General features: G+C 65.2%; 22 protein-coding genes and 1 pseudogene. 15 read left to right on the forward strand and 8 right to left on the reverse strand.

All coding sequences use genetic code 11. The features are described 5' to 3' along the window. Positions 1 to 20 precede the first annotated feature (20 nt). Positions 21 to 2,568: pseudogene (locus L338_RS14335) on the forward strand (ligase-associated DNA damage response DEXH box helicase). Here the strand turns inward: L338_RS14335 and L338_RS14340 are convergent. Both L338_RS14340 and L338_RS14345 read right to left on the reverse strand, forming a co-directional pair. Further along, positions 2,565 to 3,164, reverse strand: coding sequence for a hypothetical protein (locus L338_RS14340; RefSeq protein WP_081639657.1), 600 nt, complete (start codon positions 3,162 to 3,164; stop codon positions 2,565 to 2,567). The pseudogene L338_RS14335 and the gene L338_RS14340 overlap by 4 nt on opposite strands. A 64-nt stretch (positions 3,165 to 3,228) precedes the next feature. Beyond that, positions 3,229 to 4,482, reverse strand: a complete 1,254-nt coding sequence (locus L338_RS14345) for an MFS transporter (RefSeq protein ID WP_022699091.1) — start codon at positions 4,480 to 4,482, stop codon at positions 3,229 to 3,231. Between the two features lie 200 nt (positions 4,483 to 4,682). Between L338_RS14345 and L338_RS14350 the strand changes: the two genes are divergently transcribed. Continuing rightward, positions 4,683 to 5,837 carry a hypothetical protein gene (locus L338_RS14350; protein ID WP_022699092.1) on the forward strand — a complete coding sequence of 385 codons (1,155 nt, stop codon included), beginning with the start codon at positions 4,683 to 4,685 and terminating at the stop codon, positions 5,835 to 5,837. Here the strand turns inward: L338_RS14350 and L338_RS14355 are convergent. Further along, the gene (locus L338_RS14355) at positions 5,834 to 6,151 is read right to left on the reverse strand and encodes a hypothetical protein (RefSeq protein WP_152485911.1); all 318 of its coding nucleotides are present in this window, start codon (positions 6,149 to 6,151) and stop codon (positions 5,834 to 5,836) included. The genes L338_RS14350 and L338_RS14355 overlap by 4 nt on opposite strands. A gap of 99 nt (positions 6,152 to 6,250) precedes the next feature. After that, positions 6,251 to 6,547 (reverse strand): hypothetical protein, encoded by a 297-nt coding sequence (locus L338_RS14360; protein ID WP_022699094.1) that lies wholly within the window; start codon positions 6,545 to 6,547, stop codon positions 6,251 to 6,253. 168 nt (positions 6,548 to 6,715) lie between these two features. On the opposite strand from L338_RS14360, the gene L338_RS14365 reads away from it, so the two are divergent. Continuing rightward, positions 6,716 to 7,267: a putative pterin-binding protein gene (locus L338_RS14365; protein WP_022699095.1), complete on the forward strand. Its 552-nt coding sequence runs from the start codon at positions 6,716 to 6,718 to the stop codon at positions 7,265 to 7,267. A 135-nt stretch (positions 7,268 to 7,402) separates the two neighbouring features. Then, positions 7,403 to 8,365, forward strand: a complete 963-nt coding sequence (gene mdh / locus L338_RS14370) for a malate dehydrogenase (RefSeq protein ID WP_022699096.1) — start codon at positions 7,403 to 7,405, stop codon at positions 8,363 to 8,365. A gap of 81 nt (positions 8,366 to 8,446) precedes the next feature. Here mdh and L338_RS14375 read toward each other — a convergent pair whose 3' ends face one another. After that, entirely contained in the window at positions 8,447 to 8,839 is a 393-nt protein-coding gene (locus L338_RS14375) for a GFA family protein (protein WP_022699097.1), read from the reverse strand. A 34-nt stretch (positions 8,840 to 8,873) separates the two neighbouring features. Beyond that, positions 8,874 to 9,902, reverse strand: a complete 1,029-nt coding sequence (locus L338_RS14380; protein WP_022699098.1) for a L,D-transpeptidase family protein — start codon at positions 9,900 to 9,902, stop codon at positions 8,874 to 8,876. 170 nt (positions 9,903 to 10,072) lie between these two features. On the opposite strand from L338_RS14380, the gene L338_RS14385 reads away from it, so the two are divergent. Genes L338_RS14385 through L338_RS14395 form a run of 3 tightly spaced genes read left to right on the forward strand, consistent with a single transcriptional unit; the run spans position 10,073 to position 11,617 of the window. Beyond that, complete coding sequence (locus tag L338_RS14385; protein WP_022699099.1) at positions 10,073 to 10,639, forward strand: peroxiredoxin family protein; 567 nt, start codon at positions 10,073 to 10,075, stop codon at positions 10,637 to 10,639. 36 nt (positions 10,640 to 10,675) lie between these two features. Then, positions 10,676 to 11,233 carry a GNAT family N-acetyltransferase gene (locus L338_RS14390; RefSeq protein ID WP_022699100.1) on the forward strand — a complete coding sequence of 186 codons (558 nt, stop codon included), beginning with the start codon at positions 10,676 to 10,678 and terminating at the stop codon, positions 11,231 to 11,233. A gap of 36 nt (positions 11,234 to 11,269) precedes the next feature. Then, positions 11,270 to 11,617: a phage holin family protein gene (locus L338_RS14395; RefSeq protein ID WP_022699101.1), complete on the forward strand. Its 348-nt coding sequence runs from the start codon at positions 11,270 to 11,272 to the stop codon at positions 11,615 to 11,617. Here the strand turns inward: L338_RS14395 and L338_RS14400 are convergent. Continuing rightward, positions 11,614 to 12,363, reverse strand: coding sequence for a LytTR family DNA-binding domain-containing protein (locus tag L338_RS14400; protein ID WP_022699102.1), 750 nt, complete (start codon positions 12,361 to 12,363; stop codon positions 11,614 to 11,616). The genes L338_RS14395 and L338_RS14400 overlap by 4 nt on opposite strands. Before the next feature lie 161 nt (positions 12,364 to 12,524). Between L338_RS14400 and L338_RS14405 the strand changes: the two genes are divergently transcribed. The 8 genes from L338_RS14405 (at position 12,525) to L338_RS14440 (ending at position 22,153) form a co-directional block, all read left to right on the forward strand. Continuing rightward, positions 12,525 to 12,923 (forward strand): DUF2306 domain-containing protein, encoded by a 399-nt coding sequence (locus tag L338_RS14405; protein WP_022699104.1) that lies wholly within the window; start codon positions 12,525 to 12,527, stop codon positions 12,921 to 12,923. Between the two features lie 103 nt (positions 12,924 to 13,026). After that, a complete protein-coding gene (locus L338_RS14410; protein WP_022699105.1) occupies positions 13,027 to 14,271 on the forward strand; it encodes an MFS transporter in 1,245 nt (414 codons plus the stop codon). An 82-nt stretch (positions 14,272 to 14,353) separates the two neighbouring features. After that, positions 14,354 to 15,553: an ADP-forming succinate--CoA ligase subunit beta gene (gene sucC, locus L338_RS14415; protein WP_022699106.1), complete on the forward strand. Its 1,200-nt coding sequence runs from the start codon at positions 14,354 to 14,356 to the stop codon at positions 15,551 to 15,553. Then, positions 15,553 to 16,446, forward strand: a complete 894-nt coding sequence (gene sucD / locus L338_RS14420) for a succinate--CoA ligase subunit alpha (RefSeq protein WP_022699107.1) — start codon at positions 15,553 to 15,555, stop codon at positions 16,444 to 16,446. Before sucC ends, sucD begins: the two co-directional genes overlap by 1 nt. A gap of 59 nt (positions 16,447 to 16,505) precedes the next feature. Continuing rightward, positions 16,506 to 19,469 (forward strand): 2-oxoglutarate dehydrogenase E1 component, encoded by a 2,964-nt coding sequence (locus tag L338_RS14425; protein ID WP_022699108.1) that lies wholly within the window; start codon positions 16,506 to 16,508, stop codon positions 19,467 to 19,469. Positions 19,470 to 19,500: 31 nt separating this feature from the next. Then, positions 19,501 to 21,105: a 2-oxoglutarate dehydrogenase complex dihydrolipoyllysine-residue succinyltransferase gene (gene odhB / locus L338_RS14430; protein ID WP_022699109.1), complete on the forward strand. Its 1,605-nt coding sequence runs from the start codon at positions 19,501 to 19,503 to the stop codon at positions 21,103 to 21,105. Positions 21,106 to 21,117: 12 nt separating this feature from the next. After that, positions 21,118 to 21,504, forward strand: coding sequence for a hypothetical protein (locus L338_RS14435; RefSeq protein WP_022699110.1), 387 nt, complete (start codon positions 21,118 to 21,120; stop codon positions 21,502 to 21,504). Between the two features lie 94 nt (positions 21,505 to 21,598). Continuing rightward, entirely contained in the window at positions 21,599 to 22,153 is a 555-nt protein-coding gene (locus L338_RS14440) for a hypothetical protein (RefSeq protein WP_022699111.1), read from the forward strand. Between the two features lie 61 nt (positions 22,154 to 22,214). Here L338_RS14440 and L338_RS14445 read toward each other — a convergent pair whose 3' ends face one another. Beyond that, complete coding sequence (locus L338_RS14445; protein WP_027068579.1) at positions 22,215 to 23,168, reverse strand: alpha/beta fold hydrolase; 954 nt, start codon at positions 23,166 to 23,168, stop codon at positions 22,215 to 22,217. Between the last annotated feature and the right edge of the window lie 13 nt (positions 23,169 to 23,181).

Consider the following 23,181-nt stretch of genomic DNA (forward strand, 5'->3'; position numbering starts at 1 on the left):
GCGCGTTACATTTGCGCCTGATGGAAGTCGACGCGCCCCTTCCCGAACCCTTTGCCGGCTGGTTCGCCAGCCGCGGCTGGGCGCCCCGGCGCCACCAGCTCGAACTCCTCGACCTCGCGCGTCAGGGCAAGGATGTCCTCCTCACCGCCCCGACCGGCGGCGGCAAGACGCTGGCCGGCTTCCTGCCGAGCCTGATTGATCTCTCTGAATCCCTCCCCCCTCGTGGGGGAGGGACCAAGGGTGGGGGGCGTCTAACGAAGGCGCGCCCTATGGCGAACGCCCCCTTCCCCTGCCCTTCCCACGAGGGGAAGGGGTTCCAGACCCCACAGGCTCCACACTCTCTATGTTTCCCCGTTGAAGGCGCTGGCCGTCGACGTCGCCCGCAACCTAACCATCCCGGCGGAGGAAATGGGCCTCGACCTTCGCGTGGAAACCCGCACCGGCGATACGCCGCCCTCCCGCCGCCAGCGCCAGCGCATCAATCCGCCGGACATCCTTCTGACCACGCCCGAGCAGATCGCCCTGTTCTGCGCCTCCCCCAACGCCAAGACCTTCTTCCGCGACCTGAAAGCCATCGTGATCGACGAGATCCATGCGCTGGCCCCGTCCAAGCGCGGCGATCTTCTGGCGCTGGGCCTGTCCGCCATCCATCGCTGGGCGCCGGCGGCGCGGCGCGTCGGCCTCTCCGCGACGGTGCGCGATCCGCACGCCTATGCCCGCTGGCTGACCCCGCAAGCGCCGGACGAGGAGCGCATGGCCGAGCTGGTCACGGGCGATCCCGGCCGCCCGCCCGAAATCGACGTGCTGATCAGCGAGAACCGCGTCCCGTGGTCCGGCCACACCGGCGCGCACGCGATGAAGGAGGTGTATCAGGCGATCAAAACCGCCCGCACCGCCATCGTCTTCGTGAACACCCGCGCGCAGGCGGAGCTGACCTTCCACTGGCTGTGGGACATCAATGAGGACGGCCTGCCCATCGCCCTGCATCACGGCTCGCTGGACGTTGGCCAGCGGCGGAAGGTGGAGGCGGCCATGGCGGAGGGCAGGCTTCGCGCGGTGGTCGCCACCTCCACGCTCGACATGGGGATCGACTGGGGCGATGTGGACCTGGTCCTGCAGATGGGCGCGCCGAAGGGCTCGTCTCGCCTGCTGCAGCGGATCGGCCGCGCCAATCATCGGCTGGACGATCCCTCCCGCGCCGTGCTGGTGCCCTATAACCGGTTCGAGGCGCTGGAATGCGACGCCGCGCAGGGCGCGGTTTCCGAAGGCGCGCTGGACGGCGAGGTTCCGGGCCGCGGATCGCTCGACATACTGGCCCAGCACGTCATGGGCCGCGCCTGCGGCGAACCATTCGAGGCGGACGCGCTCTATTCGGAAATCACGACCGCCAGTCCGTACGCGGACCTGACGCGGGAGCGGTTCGGCGAGGTGATGGAGTTCGTTGCGACCGGCGGCTACGCGCTGAAGACCTATGACCGGTTCCGCCGCATCGTGAAGGGCAAGGACGGGCTCTGGCGCGCGCGCAATAACGACATCGCCCAGCGCCACCGCATGAATGTCGGCGCCATCGTGGAGGCGGCAATGCTCAATGTCCGCCTTGCGCGCAAGGGCGGCCGCGCCGGCATGAAGCTGGGCGAGATCGAGGAATGGTTCATCGAACAGCTCGCCCCCGGCGACTCTTTCCTGTTCTCCGGTCAGGTGCTGGAATTCGTGGGCCTGCGCGAAACCGACGCCCTGGTCGTTCGCTCAAAGGCCGACGCGCCGAAAATCCCCTCATACATGGGCGGGAAATTCCCGCTCACCACCTATCTCGCCGAGCGGGTGCGCGGCATCATCTCCAACCGGGAAGATTGGCGTCACCTGCCCGTTCAGGTTCGCGAATGGCTGGAGATTCAGGAAAAGCGGTCGCTGATCCCCGAGCCCGGCCAGATGCTGGTCGAGACCTTCCCGCGCGCCGACAAGCACTATCTCGTCGCCTACCCGTTCGACGGGCGGCTGGCCCACCAGACGCTGGGCATGTTGCTGACCCGGCGGCTGGAGCGGCTGCGCCTGCGCCCGATGGGGTTTGTCGCCAATGAATACGCGCTGGCGGTCTGGGGCCTGCGCGATCTTTCCGCGGTCGATCTGGACGCCCTGTTCCACCCGGACATGCTGGGCGATGATCTGGACGCCTGGCTGCAGGAAACCCCGCTGATGAAGCGCACCTTCCGCAACTGCGCCGTCATCGCCGGCCTGATCGAGCGCCGCTTCCCGGGGCAGGAAAAGACCGGGCGGCAGGTCACCTTTTCTGCCGACCTCATCTATGACGTCCTGCGCACTCACCAGCCGGACCATATCCTGCTGCAGGCCGCCTATCAGGACGCCGCCTCCGGCCTTCTCGACATTCGCCGCCTGTCGGACGCGCTGGCCCGCATCCGCGGCCATATCGTTCACCAGACTCTGGAAAAGGTCTCCCCGCTCGCCGTTCCCGTCATGATGGAAATCGGCCGCGAATCCGTCTTCGGCGAAGCCAATGAGGCGCTGCTGGCCGAAGTCTCGGAAAGCCTGATCGAGGATGCGACCAGCTAGTTCCGATAGCTGATTTCGTCGATCCGCCACGCCAGCTGGTCCTCGCTGGCGCCGGGCACATCGTTGGCGCGGCGCAGCGTGGCGGTTCCGCGGCGGTTGAATTCCTCATCCGTGGCGGCGAGGCGGCCATAGAGCTGCACCGGGATTTCGACATAGAGCGTCCCGGCCGCGCCCTCGATGCGGCCCGGCGCGCCGATATTGGCATGCACTTCCGAATAGGCGCTGAAACGGTCGGCGAAGTCTGCCGCGCTTTCGCCGCTGGCGTCGCCGCGACCGGACCACAGCACATAGGCCTCGTCATATTTCGCCTGTTCGATCAGGGCGAAATAGGTTTGCAGCACCTGTCCCGCGCCCTGCGCGCTGTCAGGCGCGATCGGGCCTTCCTCCACGGGCGTCCGGTCATCGGGCAGGCCGCCCGGCTCACCCGGGGCGGGCGGGGTCAGCGCGGCTGAAGTCTCATCCGGCGGCGGCCCGTCATCGGCGGGCGTTGGCACATCGTCCGGCGTGGGAGGCGGCGGCGGGGGATTGGGCGCATCCGGCCCGCAAGCGGCCAGCCAGAACAGGGCGGATACGGCGAGAGGAAAGACGGGTTTCATGGCGCGCTCCACAGTCTTGTGATGGAGCGGAGAACGCCGCAAGGCGCGCAAGCGTTCCGCCTTCTCAGGCCCGCCCGTCCAGATGCCGCGCCTTGCGCAGCGCCGGAAACAGCTTCGCCCAGATCGCGGCCACCGTCATTGTGCCCGCGCCGCCGGCGACCACCGTGACCTTGGCGCCCAGCCAGGCCGCCACGACGCCGGCGCGGAACTCGCCCAGCTCGTTCGAGGCGCCGATGAAGACCATGTTCACCGCGTTCACCCGCCCCCGCAGCCGGTCCGGCGTCCAGAGCTGGATCAGGGTTTCGCGGATATAGACGCTGACCATGTCCGCCGCGCCCATCAGCACCAGCGCCAGAACGGACAGCCAGACGATCGTGGATGCGCCGAACACCACCGTCATGCCGCCAAACACCGCCACGAACAGGAACATCCACAATCCCGCATGGTCGCGGATGGAATGGGTGGCCAGCCAGATCGCCACCGCAATCGCCCCGATGCCCGGCCCGGCGCGCAGGAAGCCCAGCCCCGCCGGCCCCACCTCCAGAATGTCGCGCGCATAGACCGGCAGCAGCGCCGTCGCTCCGCCCAGAAGCACCGCGAACAGATCCAGGCTGATCGCCCCGAACACCACTTTCTCCCGCCAGATATAGCGGAAGCCCGCCACCAGCGTTTCCCAGCCGGGGGGTTCGGCCTCGCTATGCTGGTCCGGTTTGGGGATGGTCAGGGTCAGGACCGCGGCGATCAGCAATAATCCCACCGCCGAGCCATAGGCGGCCAGCGGCGAAATTCCATACAGCAGACCGCCCGCCATCGGCCCCACGATCGTTGCCAGCTGCCAGGCGGAAGAATTGAGCGCAATGGCGTTGGAAAGCAGTTTCGGCGGCACGATATTAGGCAGCAAAGCCTGCGTCGCCGGCCCGAAGAATGCCCGCGCCACGCCAAACGACGCCAGCAGCGCGAACACCATCCAGATGTGCCCGCCGCCCCAGATGGTGAAGGCCAGAAGCCCGCTGGCGAAGATCCCTTCCGCGGTCAGACACACCGCCATGATGCCCCGGCGGGAGAACCGGTCCGCCACCGCGCCCGTGACCAGAACCAGCAACAGGGCGGGCAGGAACTGCGACAGGCCGATCAGGCCCAGGTCCAGCGGGTTGCGCGTGATGTCATAGACCTGCCAGCCGACCGCCACGATCTGGATCTGCGCGGCGAACACCGCCAGCGCCCGCGCCAGCCAGTAGCGCATATACGGTCCGTGCCGGAACGCCGCGAACCCGGCGTGAGACGACGTCTGGCCGTCGTCGGCGTCTTCGGTGGTCACGGTCGATATGTCCTTGGACGGGGGCGGACGGGGAGGGCCTCAAGCCATATCCCCGCCCGCCGGCGCGGTCCAGAGTCTGGTCTTGCAATCAGGTTGTATTCGCAGCGCGCCACAGCAAATAGCCGTGGCGGAAACGCATCCTTAATTGTCTCGCGAATAGGGTTTCTGGCAAGAACAGGTGTAATTGAAAAGAACCAAGGATGTCTGACTCAGACTCCCGCACGCTCGTCATACTGAAGGAAAAGGGCTCGACAGCCCGCCTTTTGAACCTGCTGCGCTTTTACATGCGGCCGGAAGGCGCGCCCGAAGGCCCGCCCATCTTCCGCAACCGCCTCTTGCGCCGCGCCATCGTGACCAAGCATTGCGTCGCCGCCAATGACCGCAGTTTTGCCGATGGACGCCGCCACGCCACCAAAATCATCCTGCCGCTGAACGCGGAGGACCTGCGTCTGGGCGGACGCTACTTCCTGCTGGGACAGGATAATTACGCCGAAGTGCGGCGCGAACTGTGGGGCGACGCCCACGAAGACCGCAGCCATGACGAGGAAATTCTCGGCCTGCTGGAGGGCGCGCCTTCGCTGGATCCGTTCCTGCTGCGCGAGGTGTTCCAGCGCAGCCAGGTGCGCATTGATCCGGCCTTTCTGGACCTTTCCGAAAACGACCAGATGGAAATGTTCAATTTCGCGCGCTCAGAACTCTCGGCCCTGGCGGTGGCCCTGTTTGGCGATGCGGCCGCGGATACGGACATGCAGAACAAGCTGGTGCGGAAACTGCTGTTCAATGACGAAACCGGTCAGATCGAACCGCTGCGCCTCGCCCTGAAGCTGGACGAGAACAATTACGCCGAAGGCATGTTCGCCTGGAAAGGCTTCCTCTATTTCAAATGGCGCTATTCCAAACTTGTCGAGGAGGCGCCGGATGTCGCGCGCGGCCTGCAACAGGTTTTTGCGACCGGTAATCTGGATCCCGAGGAAAAAAGCGCCATTCGCGAGACGCGGGATAATGTCTCCCGCCGCCTGGCCGAACTGACCGCGGCGATCCCTCCCTTTCTCTCGGCCTATGACAATGCCTTATCCCAACTGACCGAAGGCGGCGACGCCTCGGCTTTCCGCGACTTCCTTCTGGATTCGCCCCGCATCTTCCTGGCGCTCGGCGAGCGCATGGGCGTGCTGGATCACATTATTTCGGTGTGGAGCTTCATGTTCCCGGCCGGCAAGAAACCGATGATGCCGGGATCCGATCTGATGGAATTGCTGGCGGAGTTCGAAACGCTGCTGACGCGCTTCAAATATGCGGCCCCGCGCAGCATCCAGCCGGTCGAGGACCCCGCACAACCCCGCGCGGCCACGGGCTAGTTGATGCTGCGCTGATCCCCGGCGGGATTGGCGAGGTCAATCACCATCGTGGTGCGCTCGCGCTCGATCGTGCCCAGCGCGCTTTCGCCGTCTTTCTCGCTGAATTCGGCCAGACGCCAGGCCCGGACCGGGTCCTCGCACGCCTCGCGCATGTCGTCCGCCGGTTCGAAAACCAGCAGGCCGCGCTTGGCGATATAGAATGTTTCTTCGCCGAACTGGCGCGTCAGCGCCTGATGGAACGGGTCCCCCTCCGTAATGGGAGTGAGGCCCGTCGCCATCTGGATCCGCCTGACCTGAATCTTGCTGAGCTTCATGGAGTCCTCGTCCCGTTTCATGCGCGGAAGCAGGACTATAACGGCGCCAAAACGCCGCTAAAGCTTCAAGTTCATATCAGGGCGGCGCCGCCGGAAGCCTCAAGCGGCTTCGGCGAGGTCCACCGTCGTCGTGGTCGCCTGCGGCTCGACAACCGCCAGCGCCTGCTGGCCGTCCTTTTCGGTCCACTGGGCGATCTGGATGGCGCGCGCCGGGTCGTCGCCGGCGTCTTCGGCGTTTTCGTCCTTTTCAAAGACAAACAGGCCGGCCTCGGCCACGAAGAAGGTGTGGTCGCCGAAATGTTCTTTCAGCTGCGCAGCCACCGGCGCGTCTTCGGGGAACGGCTCCAGACCGATTGCGTCCTTGACCTTGTCCGCCTGGGCATCGGTGAGTTTCATGAGGAATTCCTTTTGAACGTGTATCGTCTTCAAGCTTCGCGAAGGCCCCAGACGTGCATATCTGACCCGGCCTGACCACCGCCGCGCCCGAATTTCCTCATATGGCGGGCCTTGCGCCTCCTCATTCCGCTTGACGGGGGCGCATGGCTCGGCCATCGACTCGGGACCATGAAACGCATCATTTTTCTGCTTCCGCTCCTCGCCGCCGCGCTGGCCGCCTGCTCGCCCGGCGGTGACGGCAAATCACCCGTGGTTCTCACCCTGACCGGCCAGCTGGCCGAGACCAATCGCGGCGCGGTCAGCCCGCGCGAGGACCTGTTCCTGAACTGGCTGGGCGCGGAGTCCGAACGCGTCTTTGAATTTACCGCCGCCGATCTCGCCGCCCTGCCGCAAACAACGGTCGCGGCCGATTATCCGGCCGGCGGGCCGGAGCATAGTTTTACCGGGCCGCGCCTGTCCGCGGTGCTGGAGGCCGCCGGGGCGCGCGGTGAAATCGTCACCGCCGTGGCGCTGGACGGCTATGGCGCGGACATCCCCCGCGCCCTGATCGACGAATATGACGTGATCCTGGCCACGCACCGCGACGGCGCGCCGCTGAAGCTGGGCGGTTTCGGCCCGGCGCAGGTGGTCTTCCCGCGCGCCGAGGCGCAGGCCCTGCGCGGCATGGACGACTCTCTGTGGGTCTGGGGCGTGGTGTGGATGGAGGCGGGCGACGAATAAGCGCATCCCGCCGCGTTGATGCTTCGCGCGGCCTCCGCTATTCCACGCCGCAACGGTTCAGGATTATTCCCGCGCGCCGCCGCGCCCCATGACGCGCGCCGCGCTCAAATCGACGCATACAAGGAGACATGAAAGATGGCCCGCAAGAAGCTTGCAATGATCGGCGCCGGCATGATCGGCGGCACCCTGGCGCACCTCGCCGGACTGAAGGAACTGGGCGACGTCGTCCTGTTCGACATCGCCGAAGGCATGCCGCAGGGCAAGGCGCTGGACCTGGCCGAATCCGCCCCCGTAGAGGGTTTCGATTCCCGCCTGAAGGGCGCGCAGGATTATGAAGCCATTGCAGGCGCCGATGTCTGCATCGTCACCGCCGGCTCCCCCCGCAAGCCGGGCATGAGCCGCGACGACCTGCTGGAAATCAATCTGAAGGTCATGAAGTCGGTCGGCGAGGGCATCAAGAAGCACGCCCCGAACGCCTTCGTGATCTGCATCACCAACCCGCTGGACGCCATGGTCTGGGCGCTGCGCGAATTCTCCGGTCTGCCGGCCGAGAAAGTCGTCGGCATGGCCGGCATGCTGGATTCCGCCCGCTTCCGCCATTTCCTGGCCGAGGAGTTCGAGGTTTCGGTCGAGGACGTCACCGCCTTCGTGATGGGCGGCCACGGCGACACCATGGTGCCGCTGCCGCGCTATTCCACGGTCGCCGGCATCCCGGTGCCGGACCTGATCGAGATGGGCTGGACCACGCAGGACAAGCTCGACGCAATCGTCGACCGCACCCGCAAGGGCGGCGGCGAGATCGTTCAGCTTCTGGGCAATGGCTCGGCCTATTACGCCCCGGCCTCCTCCGCCATCGCCATGGCCGAGGCCTATCTGAAGGACAAGAAGTCCGTCATGCCCTGCGCCGCCAATCTGACCGGCCAGTACGGGCTGAACGACCTCTATGTCGGCGTGCCGATCATCATCGGCGAAGGCGGCGTGGAGAAGATCGTCGAGATCAATCTCAATGACGAGGAAAAGGCCGGCTTCAACCATTCCGTCGACGCGGTGAAGGAACTGGTCGAGGCCTGCAAGAAGATCGACACCAGCCTAGCGTAAGCCTTTCCGGCGCAAGACATGAAAAAGCCCGGCCCTCACGGCCGGGCTTTTTTCTTGTCCGGATCGCTGGCGCGGCTGTGACTAGTCCTCTGTACGCCCGCCGCCTTCCCGGTCGCGGTCATAGCGGTTCTTGAACGGAAACGGCGGCAGCCAGGACTCCCGGCGCACGGTCCACAGTTCATAGGTGGGCGTCAGCTGGTCCGGCGCGTCCAGCGATCCAAGATTTACTTCCACCTCGTCATCGCTGCGGCCAAACACGGTCGACCCGCAGCGCGGGCAGAAGCGCCGCCCCTTGTACTCGCCCGTCTCGCCCTCAATGGTCACCGCGTCCCGGTGGAATATCGCGGAGGCGTGAAACAGCGCCCCGTGAAGCTTGCGGCAATCAAGACAGTGGCAAAGCCCGACGCGGTAGGGCCGCCCTGTCGCCACGAACCGCACATCGCCGCACAGGCAGCCGCCGGTGTATCGCTCCATGTTTCATCTCCCTTCAGGTCGATGAGCAGCATGTCTAGCCTTCGGGGGAATCCACAAATGTCACCATGGTCTCGCCGTCCACGACCAGGCCGGCCAGCTCCGCCGCGTCCCAGTTGGTCAGGCGCACGCAGCCATGGGAGAACTCCTTGTCCACCTTGGCCGGATCCGCCGTGCCGTGGATGCCGTAAGTGTCTTTCTCGAGATCGATCCAGGTGCCGCCGACGGGGCCGTTCGGTCCGGCTGGCAGGATCAGGATTTCGTCGGGTCCGGCGTCGAAATTGACCTCCGGATTATAAGTGTAGGTCGGGGCGGGGGCGATGGCCGTGACCTTCATCTCTCCGGACGGCGACGGCGTATCGCTTGATCCAATCGTGGCCGGATATGCCGCCAGGAGCGTCCCGCTGGAATCATAGGCGCGCACCGCGCCCATGGCCTTGTCGGCTTCGATCCGCGCCACCTTGCCGGTTTCCAGGTTGGCTCCGGCGTCGGCGACGATAATGGTCTCGCCCGCCGCGAACTCCGCTTCGGGGTTCAGCTCCAGAAGCAGGTCCTCGTCCATGTGGAACCGTTCGGCCAGCGCCTCGCTGACGCGCTCATAGGTCAGAGCGTCCATCTCGGCCATGGCGCGGTAATCGTCCTCCGGCACCTCGTGAAACGGTCCGGACACGTCTTCTTCTGACAAGGCGTATTCGCGCAAGACATCATCCTTCCCGCCTTCGGTCAGCGCCGCCCAGGTCGCCGCGTCCAGCTTTCCGGTGGCCTCCAGCCCTTTGGCCTTCTGGAAACGCTCCACCGCCTTGCTGGTATTCTCGCCGTGTCGCCCGTCGATCACGCCCGGCGACATGTGCGCCCGGTCCATCAGAACCTGCGCCTTCAGCACGACGGGAGATATATCGGCCTCGTCGGCCGCTTCGCCGCCGAACGCCGCCGCATTCACCGTCTCCATGGCCAGCGCCGTCTCGGTCACGGCCGACGTTGCGCCGCCCTCGCCGGTTTGCGCGGACAGGGCGGGCGCGGCGGCGAGCGTCAGCGCGGTGGCGGCGAGCAGGATGGATCGGGTCATGGAAAAGGCCTTGCGGTTGTGAACTCTCGGCCAAATCAACTCGCAAGCGGCCCAATGGCTCCGCGCTCACTGCACATGACGCGGCCATCACAAGCGCGTCAGCCCCTCTCGCCCCGCCGGGGCGCATGGGCTACCCGCTATGGGACGGACGCCAAGGGAGACTCTCCGCCATGATCAGAATTATTTCCGCTGTTATCGCCATGCTGGCCCTGACCGCCGCAACCGCTTCGGCGCAGGATTTCCCCGAAGACCTCGGCCCGGAAATCGGCGCGCAACTGCCGCACGCCCTGGAGCTGGAAGACCAGAGCGGCGCGGTCCGCGGCTTGGACGATCTGTCAGGCGAGAACGGGCTGGTTCTTCTGTTCAACCGCTCGCTGGACTGGTGCCCCTACTGCCAGAACCAGACGATCACGATCAATGAATCGGCCAGCGATATCCGCGCCCGCGGCTATAAAATCGCGGTCGTCACCTATGATCCGGTGGAAACCCTCGCCCTGTTCGCCGAGCGCCGCGATATCGACATCGCGCTGCTGTCGGACCCCGACTCGGCGGCCATCGACGCCTTCGGCCTGCGCAATGAGGAATACGCTGATAATCCGAAGGTCTATGGCGTCCCGCACCCGGTCGTCTTCGTGGTCAGCCCGGACGGCAAGATTCAGGCGAAGCTCTATGAGGAAAGCTACAAGGACCGCCCCGCAATCGAGGCCATTCTGGACGAGATCGACACGCTGGGATAATCACCGCGGCCCGCTTTTCATTGGAAGGGCCGCCCCATGACCGACATTTCCGCGATCCGCATCGAGACCCCGCGCCTGATCCTGCGCCCGCCGCAGGAGAGCGATTTCGACGCCTGGGCCGATTTCATGGCTGACGAGGAGGCCGCGCGCTTCATCGGCGGCGCGCAGGCGCGCGGCGCGGCCTGGCGCGGCTTCGCCACCATGGCCGGCTCCTGGCTGCTGAAGGGGTTCGGCATGTTCTCCGTCATCGAGAAAGAGACCGGGAACTGGGTCGGCCGCCTCGGCCCCTGGATGCCGGACGGCTGGCCGGGAACGGAGGTCGGCTGGGGCCTGTCGCGCGCCGCGCACGGCAGGGGATACGCCACCGAAGGGTCGGCCGCCGCCATCGACTGGGCGTTCGATACGCTGGGCTGGGACGAGGTCATCCATGTCATCGATCCGGACAACACGCCCTCCATCGTGCTGGCCGAACGTCTGGGCTCGTCCCATCGCGGCCCCTGCACGCTGCCTGCGCCGCTAGAGGATTTCCCGGTTCACATCTGGGCCCAGACGCGCGCAGAATGGGCGGAGAACCGCAAGCGGTTCATCACGTAGGGGCAGACGGAACGAAGACCGGAAAGGCGCGCGACCATGATCCTCAGCTGGCTGATTTCCACACTGGCGCTGGCCGTCGGGGCCTATGTCATACCGGGCGTTCACGCCGAGAACCTGCTGGCGGTTGCAATCACCGCCATCATCCTCGGCCTGGTCAATGCGGTGGTGAAACCGGTCCTGTTCCTGCTGACCCTGCCGATCACCATCGTGACGCTGGGCCTGTTCCTGCTGGTGCTGAACGCGCTGATGATCTGGCTGGCCGCCGCCGTGGTGCCGGGTTTCGCGATTTCCGGCTTCTGGGCGGCTTTTTTCCTGGCCCTGCTGGTCAGCATCATCAACGCCGTGCTGGGCGGCGGAAAGGAAACGCGCGCAAAGGCGGACTAGAGCCAGCCGGCCTCGCGTAGTTTGGGCAGGTTTGCGCGGCTGACCGGGGCCTCGGCCCCGTCCTTCAGACGCACAGCCGCGCGCCCGCCGGCCTGTTTCGTCACCGCGTCCACTCCGGCCTCCGCCACCCACCAGGACCGGTGGGTCTGCAGGCCGGAGACGCCTTCCAGCTCGGCCATCGCATCGGACAGACGCATCAGGACCAGCTCCTCCCCCAGATCCGTCTTCACGCGCAGATAATGATCCTCGGACGCCACGGCCCACAGCGCCCCGGTCCGCAGCTTCGGTTTCAGCCGCTGCATGAATCGCGCGCCGGGCGCGGAGGGAGGGGCAGCCCGCGCAGCCTCTTCCGCCGCCGCCTTGCGGTTCATCAGCACGCCCAGCGCCGTCATCGCCGCCGAGATCACCCAGACCAGGAAATAAAACAGCGGCACGTCCATCCAGCGAACGGCGCCGCCGCTCAGAAGCTGGACCCCGATGACAACCGCGGTGACGGGGACAGAAACCGCCAGCGAGATCAGCAGCCAGTGCACGGCGGGATGCGTCCCTTCCGGCAGAGCCTTCACCACGCCCCAGGCGATCGTCTCTCCGCTGGCCAGCCCGACCGCGATCAATCCGCACCAGTAGAGCGCCCTCCCGATAACAGGAATCTGCCCGGTCTCGTAGGGCGCCAGCACCGTCAGCAACCCTCCGGCCGCCAGCACGATCAGGATCCGTGTCAGCCATTGCCTGCGCGTTCCCAGCACGCCGTGTCCCCGTTTCCGTTCACGCTTCGCGAACGGAGCTTAGACGCGCTTGGCGAAACACGCGACCGGGTTCGCGAACTTCGCCTGGCTTCCGCTCCGGCGCCCCGTCATGGCTGATCCGTCCGCGGCCCCGCCGCGCATGGAAAACGGAAACTTCTGTCATGAATCTCGACCTCTTCCTCGCCGCGCCGCTGGTGATACAGATCCACGCCCTCGCCGCCTTCGCCGCGCTGGGCATCGCCGTCTGGATGCTGGCCGCGCCCAAGGGCACTTTCTCTCACCGCACGTTTGGCCGGGCTTTCATCGTGATGATGGCAACGGTCGCGGTCACCGCCATCTTCATCCGGCAAATCAATGACGGCGCGTTCAGCTTCATCCACGTTTTCGTGCCCTTGACGGCCTTCGGCATTTTCGGCGGGTTGCGGGCGATCCGCTTCAAGAAGGACGTGAAAGCCCACCGCAACGCCATGTTCGGACTGGTATTCGGCGCGCTGACGATTCCCGGCCTGTTCGCCTTCATGCCCGGGCGGTTATTGCATCAGGTCGTTTTCGGCGGATGAGGACTGGATAAATCGCAAATTTCCTGACACCAGAGGCTGATCCGGCGCGCAAATCCCGTTAGAAGGGCGCCCGTTCCATAGGCCCCCTTGCGCGTGAGGCGTAATGCGCCACGTCCGTGACCTGACTTCGCTGATCCTGGCGATGACGCTGCTGCAACTGGCGGCGGGCGTGATGGGCGTGCTGTTGCCGCTCAGCCTCGACAATGCCGGGGCCAGCGAAACCGCGATCGGCCTCACCGCCACCGCCTATGCTGTCGGTTTCCTGGCCGGCGGCATCTACGCCCCCTCCATGATGGCCCGCATGGGCGCGATCCGCGCCTATGCGGCGTTCGCCGCCGCCGCCGCCGCCATCACGCTGGCGCTTTACTGGCGCATCGACGCGTGGAGCTGGGCGGTGCTGCGCGCCCTGCTGGGTTTCTGTTTCGTCGGCCTGTTCACCGTGGCCGAGAGCTGGATGTCGGTGGCCACGCCCGCGCACAGCCGCGGATCGGTCCTTGGCGTCTATCACGTGGTCACGAAAGTGGCGCTGTTGGGCGGGCCGTTCCTGATCCTTGGCGTTGCGCCATTGTCGGCCGGGCCGTTCATGCTGACGGCCGGAATTGTCGCCATCGCCATGATTCCGCTTTGCTGGACGCGGCAGATCGAACCGGCCCCGCCAACGCCCGAGCCCTTCCCGCTGACCCGGCTGTGGCGGCTGGCGCCCGGCGCGGTCATCGCCTGTTTCGCCGCCGGGGTGCTGAACGCCGGCCTGATCGCCCTGCTGCCAATCTATGCCGCCGAGCTGCCCGGGGAGGCCGTGACCACCGCCGCTGTTCTGCAGGCTGCGGCCTGGATCGGCGGCATCGTGATCCAGTGGCCGGCGGGGCGGATCTCCGACATTATCGACCGCCGCCTGGTCATCGCCGCGCTGGCCGCGATCAGCGCGCTGGGCGTCGGCGTTCTGGCGGCTTTCGGCACGGCCGCGCCGTTCTGGCTGGCCTTTGCCGCGCTCGGCGCCTGGGGCGCGGGCTCGCTCAGCTTCTATGGCGTCGCCGTGGCGCACGCCACCGACCATATCGAGGCCAAGAACATCTCCAAGGCGATTGCCGGCCTGCTGATCGTCTACGGAATCGGCGCGATTGTCGGCCCCTCGCTCTATGGCGGGGCGATGCAGGCCTTCGGCGCGCGCGGCCTGTTCGTTCTGGCCACAGCCGGCGGCGCACTGCTGGCGGTGACCATGCTGCTGCGGACCCGGATCATCCCGGCGGTCGACCGCGAGGACAAGGAAGAGTTCGCCTTCGCGCCGGGTTCGGGCAGCCCCGCAATCAGCGAGGCGCACCCCGCCGCCGAAACGGCGGAGCAGGCATGACGAATCGCCTTGTTGCCACAAAGGCTCAAGGGTTTATAACCGGAATCGAAATTCTCCCTTCCATAGCGACCTGTTTTTGCGAATGAATATTCACGAACATCAAGCCAAGGCCCTGCTGCGCAGCTTCGGCGCGCCCGTGGCCGAGGGCTTTCCCGCCTACACCGTCGACGAAGCCGTCGGCGCCGCCAAGAAGCTTCCCGGCCCGCTCTATGTGGTGAAATCCCAGATCCACGCCGGCGGCCGCGGCAAGGGCAAGTTCAAGGAACTGCCCGCCGACGCGGAAGGCGGCGTCCGCCTGGCCTTCTCCATCGACGAAGTGGAAAAGCACGCCGGCGAAATGCTCGGCAACACGCTGGTCACCGCCCAGACCGGCGATGACGGAAAACAGGTCAACCGCCTCTATATCGAGGACGGCGCGGACATTTCCCGCGAACTGTATCTGTCCATGCTGATCGACCGGTCGACCTCCAAGGTCGCCTTTGTCGTCTCCACCGAGGGCGGCATGGATATCGAGCAGGTGGCCGAGGAAACCCCAGACAAGATCCTGACCCTGCCCATCGATCCGGATGCCGGCGTGACCAAGGACGACGCCGGGAAGCTGGCCGACGCGCTGAAGCTGGACGGCGAGGCGCGCGGCGACATGCTGAAACTGGCGCCGGTCCTCTATAAGGCGTTCACCGAGAAGGACATGAGCCTTCTGGAGATCAACCCGCTGATCGTCATGGAAAACGGCGCGCTGCGCGTGCTGGACGCCAAGGTCAGCTTCGACGGCAACGCCCTGTTCCGCCATCCCGACATCGCCGAGCTGCGCGACAAGTCCGAAGAGGACGAGAAAGAGATCGAGGCCTCCAAGCACGATCTGGCCTATGTCGCGCTGGACGGAAATATCGGCTGCATGGTGAACGGCGCCGGGCTGGCCATGGCGACCATGGACATCATCAAGCTCTATGGCGCGGAGCCGGCCAACTTCCTGGACGTTGGCGGCGGCGCCAACAAGGAAAAGGTCACGGCGGCCTTCAAGATCATCACCGCCGACCCGAATGTCGAAGGCATTCTGGTCAATATCTTCGGCGGCATCATGAAATGCGACGTCATCGCCGAAGGCGTGATCGCCGCCGTCAAGGATGTCGGGCTGAAGGTTCCGCTGGTCGTGCGCCTTGAGGGCACGAACGTGGAAAAAGGTAAGAAAATCATCGACGAAAGCGGCCTGAACGTGATTTCGGCCAATGATCTGGACGACGCCGCCCAGAAAATCGTCAAAGCGGTTCAGGAGGCGTCCTAATGTCCATCATGGTCGACAAGAACACCAAGGTGATCTGCCAGGGCCTCACCGGCTCCACCGGCACCTTCCATACCGAACAGGCCATCGCCTACGGCACCAAGATGACCGCCGGCGTGACGCCGGGCAAAGGCGGCGAGACGTGGGAATCCTCCCTCGACGGCGCCAAGCTGCCGGTCTTCGACTCCGTCGCCGAAGCGCGGGACAAGGTCGGGGCCGACGCCTCGGTCATCTATGTCCCGCCGAAATTCGCGGCCGCCGCGATTATCGAGGCGATCGACGCGGAAATCCCGCTGATCATCACCATCACGGAAGGGATTCCGGTGCTGGACATGGTCAAGGTTCACGCCCGCCTGCAGAACTCCAAGTCCCGCCTGGTCGGCCCGAACTGCCCGGGCGTCATCACGCCGGACGAGTGCAAGATCGGCATCATGCCGGGTCACATCCACAAGCGCGGCTCGGTGGGCGTTGTCTCCCGCTCCGGCACGCTGACCTATGAGGCCGTGCACCAGACCACGAATGTGGGGCTGGGCCAGTCCTCCTGCGTCGGCATTGGCGGCGATCCGGTGAAGGGCACCGAGTTCATCGACGTGCTGGAGAAATTCCTGGCCGACGACGAGACCGAGTCGATCATCATGATCGGCGAGATCGGCGGCACGGCCGAGGAAGAGGCCGCGGAATTCCTGAAATCCAGCAAGGTGAAGAAGCCGACCGTCGGCTTCATCGCCGGGCGCACCGCCCCGAAAGGCCGCACGATGGGCCATGCCGGCGCCATTGTTTCCGGCGGCAAGGGCGATGCGGACTCCAAGATCGAGGCCATGCAATCCGCCGGAATCACGGTGGCGGATTCGCCCGCGCGCCTCGGCACAACCATGGCTGAGGTTTTGAAAGGCTGAAACCGCCCTATATGGGAAAAGTGAAACCTCATTCACGACCGCAAAGGGTCTAGATTCCAATGGCCGATAAGGGTCGCCAGGCGCTGAACGAAGCGCTGCTAGAGACCGGGTTCCTGGACGGCGCCAACGCCGCCTATATCGAGCGGCTTTACGCCAAATACACAGACAATCCCGCCAGCGTCGATTCCAGCTGGCGGGATTATTTCGCCTCTCTGGGTGAGCCGGAAGGCGAACCCGGCGGCGCCGCCGAAGGCCCCTACTGGAAACGCCAGGACTGGCCGCCGAAATCGAACGGCGAAATGGTCGCCCTGTACGACGGCGACTGGGGCGAGGCAAAGACCCGGCTTGAGCAAAAGATCGCCGAGCGCAGCCCGGCCGGCATTTCGGCGGAGGATATCCGCAAGGCGACGCAGGATTCGATCCGCGCCCTGATGATGATCCGCGCCTACCGGATTCGCGGCCACCTGGCCGCCGATCTGGACCCGCTGGGCATCGAGGATTTCGGCCCGCAGCCGGAGCTGGACCCGGAAACCTACGGCTTCGGCCCGCAGGACATGGACCGGGACATCTTCATCGACGACGTGCTGGGGCTGGAAACGGCGACCATCGCGGAAATCGTCGACATCCTGAAGCGCACCTATTGCGGCACGTTTGCCGTGGAGTTCATGCACATCTCCAATCCCGAGGAGAAATCATGGCTGCAGGAGCGCATTGAAGGGCCCGACAAGGAAATCAGCTTCACGGACATGGGCCGCGAGGCGATCCTTAAAAAACTGATCGAGACCGAGAGTTTCGAAAGATTCCTGCACCGCCGCTATCCCGGCACCAAGCGGTTCGGCATCGATGGCGGTGAATCCATCGTCCCGGCGCTGGAACAGGTGATCAAGCGCGGCGGCGCGCTGGGCATTGACGAGATCGTCATCGGCATGCCGCACCGCGGCCGCCTGAACGTGCTGGGCGCGGTGATGGGCAAGCCCTATCACAAGATTTTCCACGAGTTTCAGGGCGGTTCGACCTTCGGCGCCGACGATTACGGCTCCGGCGACGTGAAATACCATCTCGGCTCGTCCTCGGACCGGGAATTCGACGGCAATACCGTGCATCTGTCGCTGACCGCCAACCCCTCGCATCTCGAGGCGGTGAACCCGGTCGTGATCGGCAAGGCGCGCGCCAAACAGGCGCAGGACCAGATCGAGGATCCGTCCGCGCCGCGCACCAATGTCCTGCCGCTGCTGCTGCACGGCGACGCGGCCTTCGCCGGTCAGGGCGTGGTGGCGGAATGTTTCGGCATGTCGGGCCTGTCCGGCCACCGCACGGGCGGCACCATCCATTTCGTCGTGAACAACCAGATCGGCTTCACGACCTCCCCGCGCTTCTCCCGCTCCTCGCCCTACCCGACGGATGTGGCGAAGATGGTCGAGGCGCCGATTTTCCATGTGAACGGCGACGACCCGGAAGCGGTGGTGTTCGCGGCCAAGGTCGCCACCGAATATCGCCAGCGTTTCGCCAAGGACGTGGTGGTGGACATGTTCTGCTATCGCCGCTTCGGCCATAACGAAGGCGACGACCCGACCTTCACCCAGCCGCACATGTACGACATCATCTCCGAGCACAAGACGGTGCGCGAGACCTATGCCCGCAGCCTGATCGACGACGGTCTGGTGGACGAGGCCGAGGCCGATGGCTGGACCGAGGAATTCGACAAATTCCTGGATGACGAGTTCGAAGCCGGCAAGGACTACCGCACCAATCAGGCGGACTGGCTGGACGGCCGCTGGTCGGGCCTGGGCCTGCCCGAGGGCGACGAGCGCCGCGGCGACACCGCCGTGGATCTGGACCGCCTGAAGGCGCTGGGTGAGAAGATCACCACGATTCCGGACGGAATCAATATTCACAAAACCCTGAAACGGGTGATCGGCAACCGTGCCAAGGCCATTGAGGCCGGCGAGGGGCTGGACTGGGCCACCGCCGAGCATCTGGCCTACGCCTCGCTGCTGGACGAGGGCTTCCCCGTGCGCCTGTCCGGCCAGGATTCGGCGCGCGGCACCTTCTCCCAGCGCCACTCGCACGTGATCGATCAGGAGACCGAAGAGGTCTACACCCCGCTCAACCATCTCTCCGACAGCCAGGCCAAGTATGAAGTCATCGACTCCATGCTGTCCGAGGAGGCGGTGCTGGGCTTCGAATACGGCTATTCGCTCGCCGCCCCGAACACGCTGGTGGCGTGGGAGGCGCAGTTCGGCGATTTCTGCAACGGCGCGCAGGTCTATTTCGACCAGTTCCTGTCCTCGGGCGAGCGCAAATGGCTGCGCATGTCAGGCCTGATCTGCCTGCTGCCGCACGGCTATGAGGGCCAGGGCCCGGAGCACTCCTCCGCCCGGCTGGAGCGCTTCCTGCAGATGTGCGCCGAGGACAACTGGCAGGTCGCCAATTGCTCCACGCCGGCGAACTATTTCCACATCCTGCGGCGCCAGATTCACCGTAATTTCCGCAAACCGCTGATCCTGATGACGCCCAAGTCGCTGCTGCGCCACAAGCGCGCGACCTCGCGGCTGGAAGAGCTGGCGTCCGGTTCTTCCTTCCACCGCGTCCTGTGGGACGATGCGGAGACCGAGGCCGGCCACACAGAGATCAAGCTGAAGCCCGACGGCGACATCAAGCGCGTCGTCATCTGCTCGGGCAAGGTCTATTACGACCTGCTGGAGGCCCGCGAGAAGCAGGGCATCGACGACATCTACCTGCTGCGGGTCGAGCAATTCTATCCCTTCCCGGCCAAGTCCCTGATGGTGGAGCTGAAACGCTTCCCCGAGGCGGACGTGATCTGGTGCCAGGAAGAACCCAAGAATATGGGCGGCTGGACCTTCATGGAGCCGAACATCGAATGGGTGCTGCGCAAGATCGGCGCGGCCACGATGCGTCCGCGCTATGTCGGCCGCCCCGCTTCCGCCTCCACGGCCACCGGCCTGATGTCCAAACACCAGAAAGAACTGGAAGCCTTCCTCGAAGAGGCTTTGACGCTGTAAGGCAGCGCGCGAAAGGTTTGATGAGAGAACAATGAGCAAGATTGAAGTCCCCCAGCTCGGCGAATCCGTCACTGAGGCCACGGTCGGCAAATGGCTGAAATCCAAAGGCGACGCGGTCAAGAAGGACGAGGCTCTGGTCGAGCTGGAGACCGACAAGGTCGCCGTCGAGGTCTATGCCCAGGCTGACGGCGTGCTCAGCAGCATCGCGGTCGAGGAAGGCGAGACCGTCGAGGTCGGCGCCCTGCTCGGCGAGATCGAGGATGGCGGCGAAGCCTCCGCCGACGATTACGACGCGGACGAGGACGCCGCCTCGGCGGAAGATGCTTCCGCTGACGAGGATGAAGACGACAGCGGCGATGACGAAGCCGAAGACGATGCGTCCGGCGATGACGACGGTGACGGCGACGGCGAGATTGTCGAGGTCGAGATCCCGCAGATGGGCGAATCCGTCGCGGAAGGCGAGATCGGCGACTGGCTGGTCGGCGTCGGCGATTCCGTGAAGGTCGACGATCCGCTGGTCGAGGTCGAGACCGACAAGGCCGCCGTCGAGGTTCCCTCGCCCGTCGACGGGGTGATCGAGGAACAGGTCGTTTCGTCCGGCGATGCGGTCGAGGTCGGCTCGGTCATCGCCAAGATCCGCAAGGGCGCGTCCGGCGGCGCCAAGAAGGCGAAAAAGGGCAAGGACGACAAGTCCGCCAAGAAGGACAAGAAAGCCGAGAAAAAGCCCGAGGAGAAGAAGGACAGCGGCAAGGCCATGCCCGCCGCCCAGCGCGTCATCTCCGAACACGGCCTGGACCCGTCCAAGATCGAGGGCACGGGCAAGGGCGGCCGCATCACCAAGTCGGACGCTATGGCCGCCATCGAATCCGCCGATGCGCAGCGCAGCGAGGAAAAGGCCGAAAAGGCGAAAGCCAAGCCCGCCCCGCGCGATCTGAAGGACCGCGAGGAGCGTGTTCCCATGACGCGCCTGCGCCGCACCATCGCCAAGCGCCTGAAGGCCGCGCAGGACAACGCCGCCATGCTGACCACGTTCAACGACGTGGACATGAGCGCGGTGATGAACATGCGCAGCCAGTACAAGGATTTGTTCGAGAAGAAGCACGGCGTGCGGCTGGGCTTCATGAGCGTCTTCATCAAGGCCTGCGTCCATGCCCTGAAAGAGATCCCGGCCGTCAACGCGGAGATCGACGGCGACGACATCATCTACAAGAACTATTACGATCTCGGCGTCGCCGTCGGCACGCCCACGGGTCTGGTGGTTCCGGTTGTGCGCGATTGCGACTCCAAGTCGATGGCGGAGATCGAGAAGACCATCAATGATCTGGGCGCCCGCGCCCGGGATAACGAGCTGAAGCTGGACGAGCTGCAGGGCGGCACCTTCACCCTGTCCAATGGCGGGGTCTATGGCTCGCTGCTCTCCACGCCCATCCTCAACCCCCCGCAATCGGGCATTCTGGGCATGCACCGCATCGACCAGCGCCCGGTCGCCATCGACGGCAAGGTGGAAATCCGCCCGATGATGTATCTGGCGCTCAGCTATGATCACCGCATCGTCGACGGCAAGGAAGCGGTGACCTTCCTGGTCCGCGTCAAGGAACAGCTGGAAGATCCCGAACGCCTCCTGCTGGACCTCTAGGGGCTCACGCACATGATGATCCTGTGGCAAGCCATCGTCGCGCTCTGCGGCGTATGGCTTGTCGCGGTCGCCGGCCTGATGGCGTTCCGGCCCGAGCGGGCGCGAGGCTATCTGGCCGCCGCCGGCTCCACCGATTTCATCAATATCGCCGAACACGCCCTGCGCATGCTGGCGGGCGTTTCCTTCTATCTGGCCGCCCCCGTTTCGCGTTTTCCGCTGGGGTTCGAGGTTTTCGGCGCCTTTGTGGTGGCCACCTCGGCCATCATCCTGATGATCCCGCGCCGCTGGCATCACGGATACGCCCTGTTCTGGGCGAAGCGCCTGTCACTCCGGACAATCCGCCTCCTGGCGCCGCTCTCCGCCGCCGCGGGCCTGTTCGTGCTCTACGCGATTATTTGAAAGTCCCGGTCCGGATTTTCCAAAAAGTAATCCCGTAACCGGGCCGTCATGTTTATAATCTCCTCCAATCGGACACGATTGGGGAGGAAACAACATGTCCAATACTGATGGTAACAATGCCGGCGGCGGCAACGCGCCGGAGGCTCAAAGCTCTGACGCCACGGCGTCCGCGCCCAAACCCGCGCCGGAACAGCCCGCGCCGCAGGCCGCGCCCGCCGAACCGGACGCCGGAGGCGTGAAAACGCCCTGGCATCTCTGGGTGATCGGCATCGTCACGCTGCTATGGAACGCCATCGGGGCGTTCGATTTCACCGCCACCCAGATGCGGCTGGATTCCTATATGAGCCAGTTCACCCAGGAACAGCTGGATTATTTCTACAGCTTCCCGGCCTGGACCATTATCTCCTGGGGCGTGGCCGTCTGGGCGGCGCTGCTGGGCTCGCTGGCCCTGCTGCTTCGCATGGGCTGGGCGGTCCAGCTGTTTGGCCTGTCCATCCTCGGCATCATCGTCACGGCCATCTACACGATCGGCATTTCGCCAATGGCGATGAATACCGGCCAGTGGATCTTCACCGTGCTGATCTGGGCCGTCGCCATCTTCCTGTTCTTCTACGCCCGCGCGATGAAAGCGAACGGCGTTCTGAAGTAAACGGGATTACAATCGCCTGAAGAAAGCCCGGTTCGCCAAGCGAACCGGGCTTTTTCTCTGCTCAACCGAACTTGCGGCCCAGCCAGTCGGTCATCAGGGCGTTCAGGCGGTCTGGCGCTTCCCACATCGTCCAGTGGCCGACGCCCTCCAGCACATGCAGCTCCAGATCCTCGATCCGCTCGTCCATGCCCTCGGTCAGCAGGGGCGGCAGGAACCAGTCGCGGTCGGTGGCCACCATCAGGCAGGGCGTTTCCTTGATGTCATGATTATAGCCGCGCATCAGCCGCCAGTTGGCGCTCATATTGCGGTAATAATTGATGCCGCCGCCAAAGCCGGACTTGCGGTAAGCCTCGGCATAGACATGCCGGTCCTCCGGCCCGATCACGATGTCGTCCTCGACCCGGCCAGTGAACTCCCGGAACCGGTTGAACAAATGGGTCACCTCCGCCGGGGGCAGACCGTCAATGGACTGTTTGGGCGGGGCGCCGAACACGAATTCGAAGAAGCGGTCCTCCTGCCCCTTGAAGCGCGCCTCCACGCCCGGCTCCTGAAAGCGGACGATATAGTGATCGTCGCCATAGACCTGCCGCAGCAGCTCCACCTGGTCGATCTCGGTCGGCGGGATTTGCGGCGTATTCACGCCGATCACGCCCGCCACCCGCTCCGGCGCCAGCAGCGCGGCGGGCCAGACGATCAGCCCGCCCCAGTCATGCCCGCACCACGCCGCCTGATCCAGATCCAGCGCATCCAGCAGCCCGGTCATGTCCGCGACCAGCGTTTCCATGCCATAGGCTTCCACGTCCCGCGGCGCGTCGGAGCCGCCAAACCCGCGCATGTTCGGCGCAATCGCGCGGAATCCGGCCGCCGCCAGCGCCGGCATCACGTTCTTCCAGCTATAGGCCAGCTCCGGCCAGCCATGCAGCAGCAAGACGGGGAATCCGTCCTCCGGCCCCGCCTCATGCACCTGCAGGGTGACGCCATTGGTCTCGATCGGTCTGGGTTCGGGAAAGGTCATGCCGGCCAGATTG

The organism is Euryhalocaulis caribicus (assembly GCF_000412185.1).
In the GTDB taxonomy this organism is placed as follows: domain Bacteria; phylum Pseudomonadota; class Alphaproteobacteria; order Caulobacterales; family Maricaulaceae; genus Euryhalocaulis; species Euryhalocaulis caribicus.

Excerpts from the sequence above, each read along its gene's own strand:
- L338_RS14340 (WP_081639657.1), bottom strand. The coding sequence starts at position 3,164 with ATGAAACCCGTCTTTCCTCTCGCCGTATCCGCCCTGTTCTGGCTGGCC.
- L338_RS14350 (WP_022699092.1), top strand. The coding sequence starts at position 4,683 with ATGTCTGACTCAGACTCCCGCACGCTCGTCATACTGAAGGAAAAGGGC.
- L338_RS14355 (WP_152485911.1), bottom strand. The coding sequence starts at position 6,151 with ATGAAGCTCAGCAAGATTCAGGTCAGGCGGATCCAGATGGCGACGGGC.
- L338_RS14360 (WP_022699094.1), bottom strand. The coding sequence starts at position 6,547 with ATGAAACTCACCGATGCCCAGGCGGACAAGGTCAAGGACGCAATCGGT.
- L338_RS14365 (WP_022699095.1), top strand. The coding sequence starts at position 6,716 with ATGAAACGCATCATTTTTCTGCTTCCGCTCCTCGCCGCCGCGCTGGCC.
- mdh (WP_022699096.1), top strand. The coding sequence starts at position 7,403 with ATGGCCCGCAAGAAGCTTGCAATGATCGGCGCCGGCATGATCGGCGGC.
- L338_RS14375 (WP_022699097.1), bottom strand. The coding sequence starts at position 8,839 with ATGGAGCGATACACCGGCGGCTGCCTGTGCGGCGATGTGCGGTTCGTG.
- L338_RS14380 (WP_022699098.1), bottom strand. The coding sequence starts at position 9,902 with ATGACCCGATCCATCCTGCTCGCCGCCACCGCGCTGACGCTCGCCGCC.
- L338_RS14385 (WP_022699099.1), top strand. The coding sequence starts at position 10,073 with ATGATCAGAATTATTTCCGCTGTTATCGCCATGCTGGCCCTGACCGCC.
- L338_RS14390 (WP_022699100.1), top strand. The coding sequence starts at position 10,676 with ATGACCGACATTTCCGCGATCCGCATCGAGACCCCGCGCCTGATCCTG.
- L338_RS14395 (WP_022699101.1), top strand. The coding sequence starts at position 11,270 with ATGATCCTCAGCTGGCTGATTTCCACACTGGCGCTGGCCGTCGGGGCC.
- L338_RS14405 (WP_022699104.1), top strand. The coding sequence starts at position 12,525 with ATGAATCTCGACCTCTTCCTCGCCGCGCCGCTGGTGATACAGATCCAC.
- L338_RS14410 (WP_022699105.1), top strand. The coding sequence starts at position 13,027 with ATGCGCCACGTCCGTGACCTGACTTCGCTGATCCTGGCGATGACGCTG.
- sucC (WP_022699106.1), top strand. The coding sequence starts at position 14,354 with ATGAATATTCACGAACATCAAGCCAAGGCCCTGCTGCGCAGCTTCGGC.
- sucD (WP_022699107.1), top strand. The coding sequence starts at position 15,553 with ATGTCCATCATGGTCGACAAGAACACCAAGGTGATCTGCCAGGGCCTC.
- L338_RS14425 (WP_022699108.1), top strand. The coding sequence starts at position 16,506 with ATGGCCGATAAGGGTCGCCAGGCGCTGAACGAAGCGCTGCTAGAGACC.
- odhB (WP_022699109.1), top strand. The coding sequence starts at position 19,501 with ATGAGCAAGATTGAAGTCCCCCAGCTCGGCGAATCCGTCACTGAGGCC.
- L338_RS14435 (WP_022699110.1), top strand. The coding sequence starts at position 21,118 with ATGATGATCCTGTGGCAAGCCATCGTCGCGCTCTGCGGCGTATGGCTT.
- L338_RS14440 (WP_022699111.1), top strand. The coding sequence starts at position 21,599 with ATGTCCAATACTGATGGTAACAATGCCGGCGGCGGCAACGCGCCGGAG.
- L338_RS14445 (WP_027068579.1), bottom strand. The coding sequence starts at position 23,168 with ATGACCTTTCCCGAACCCAGACCGATCGAGACCAATGGCGTCACCCTG.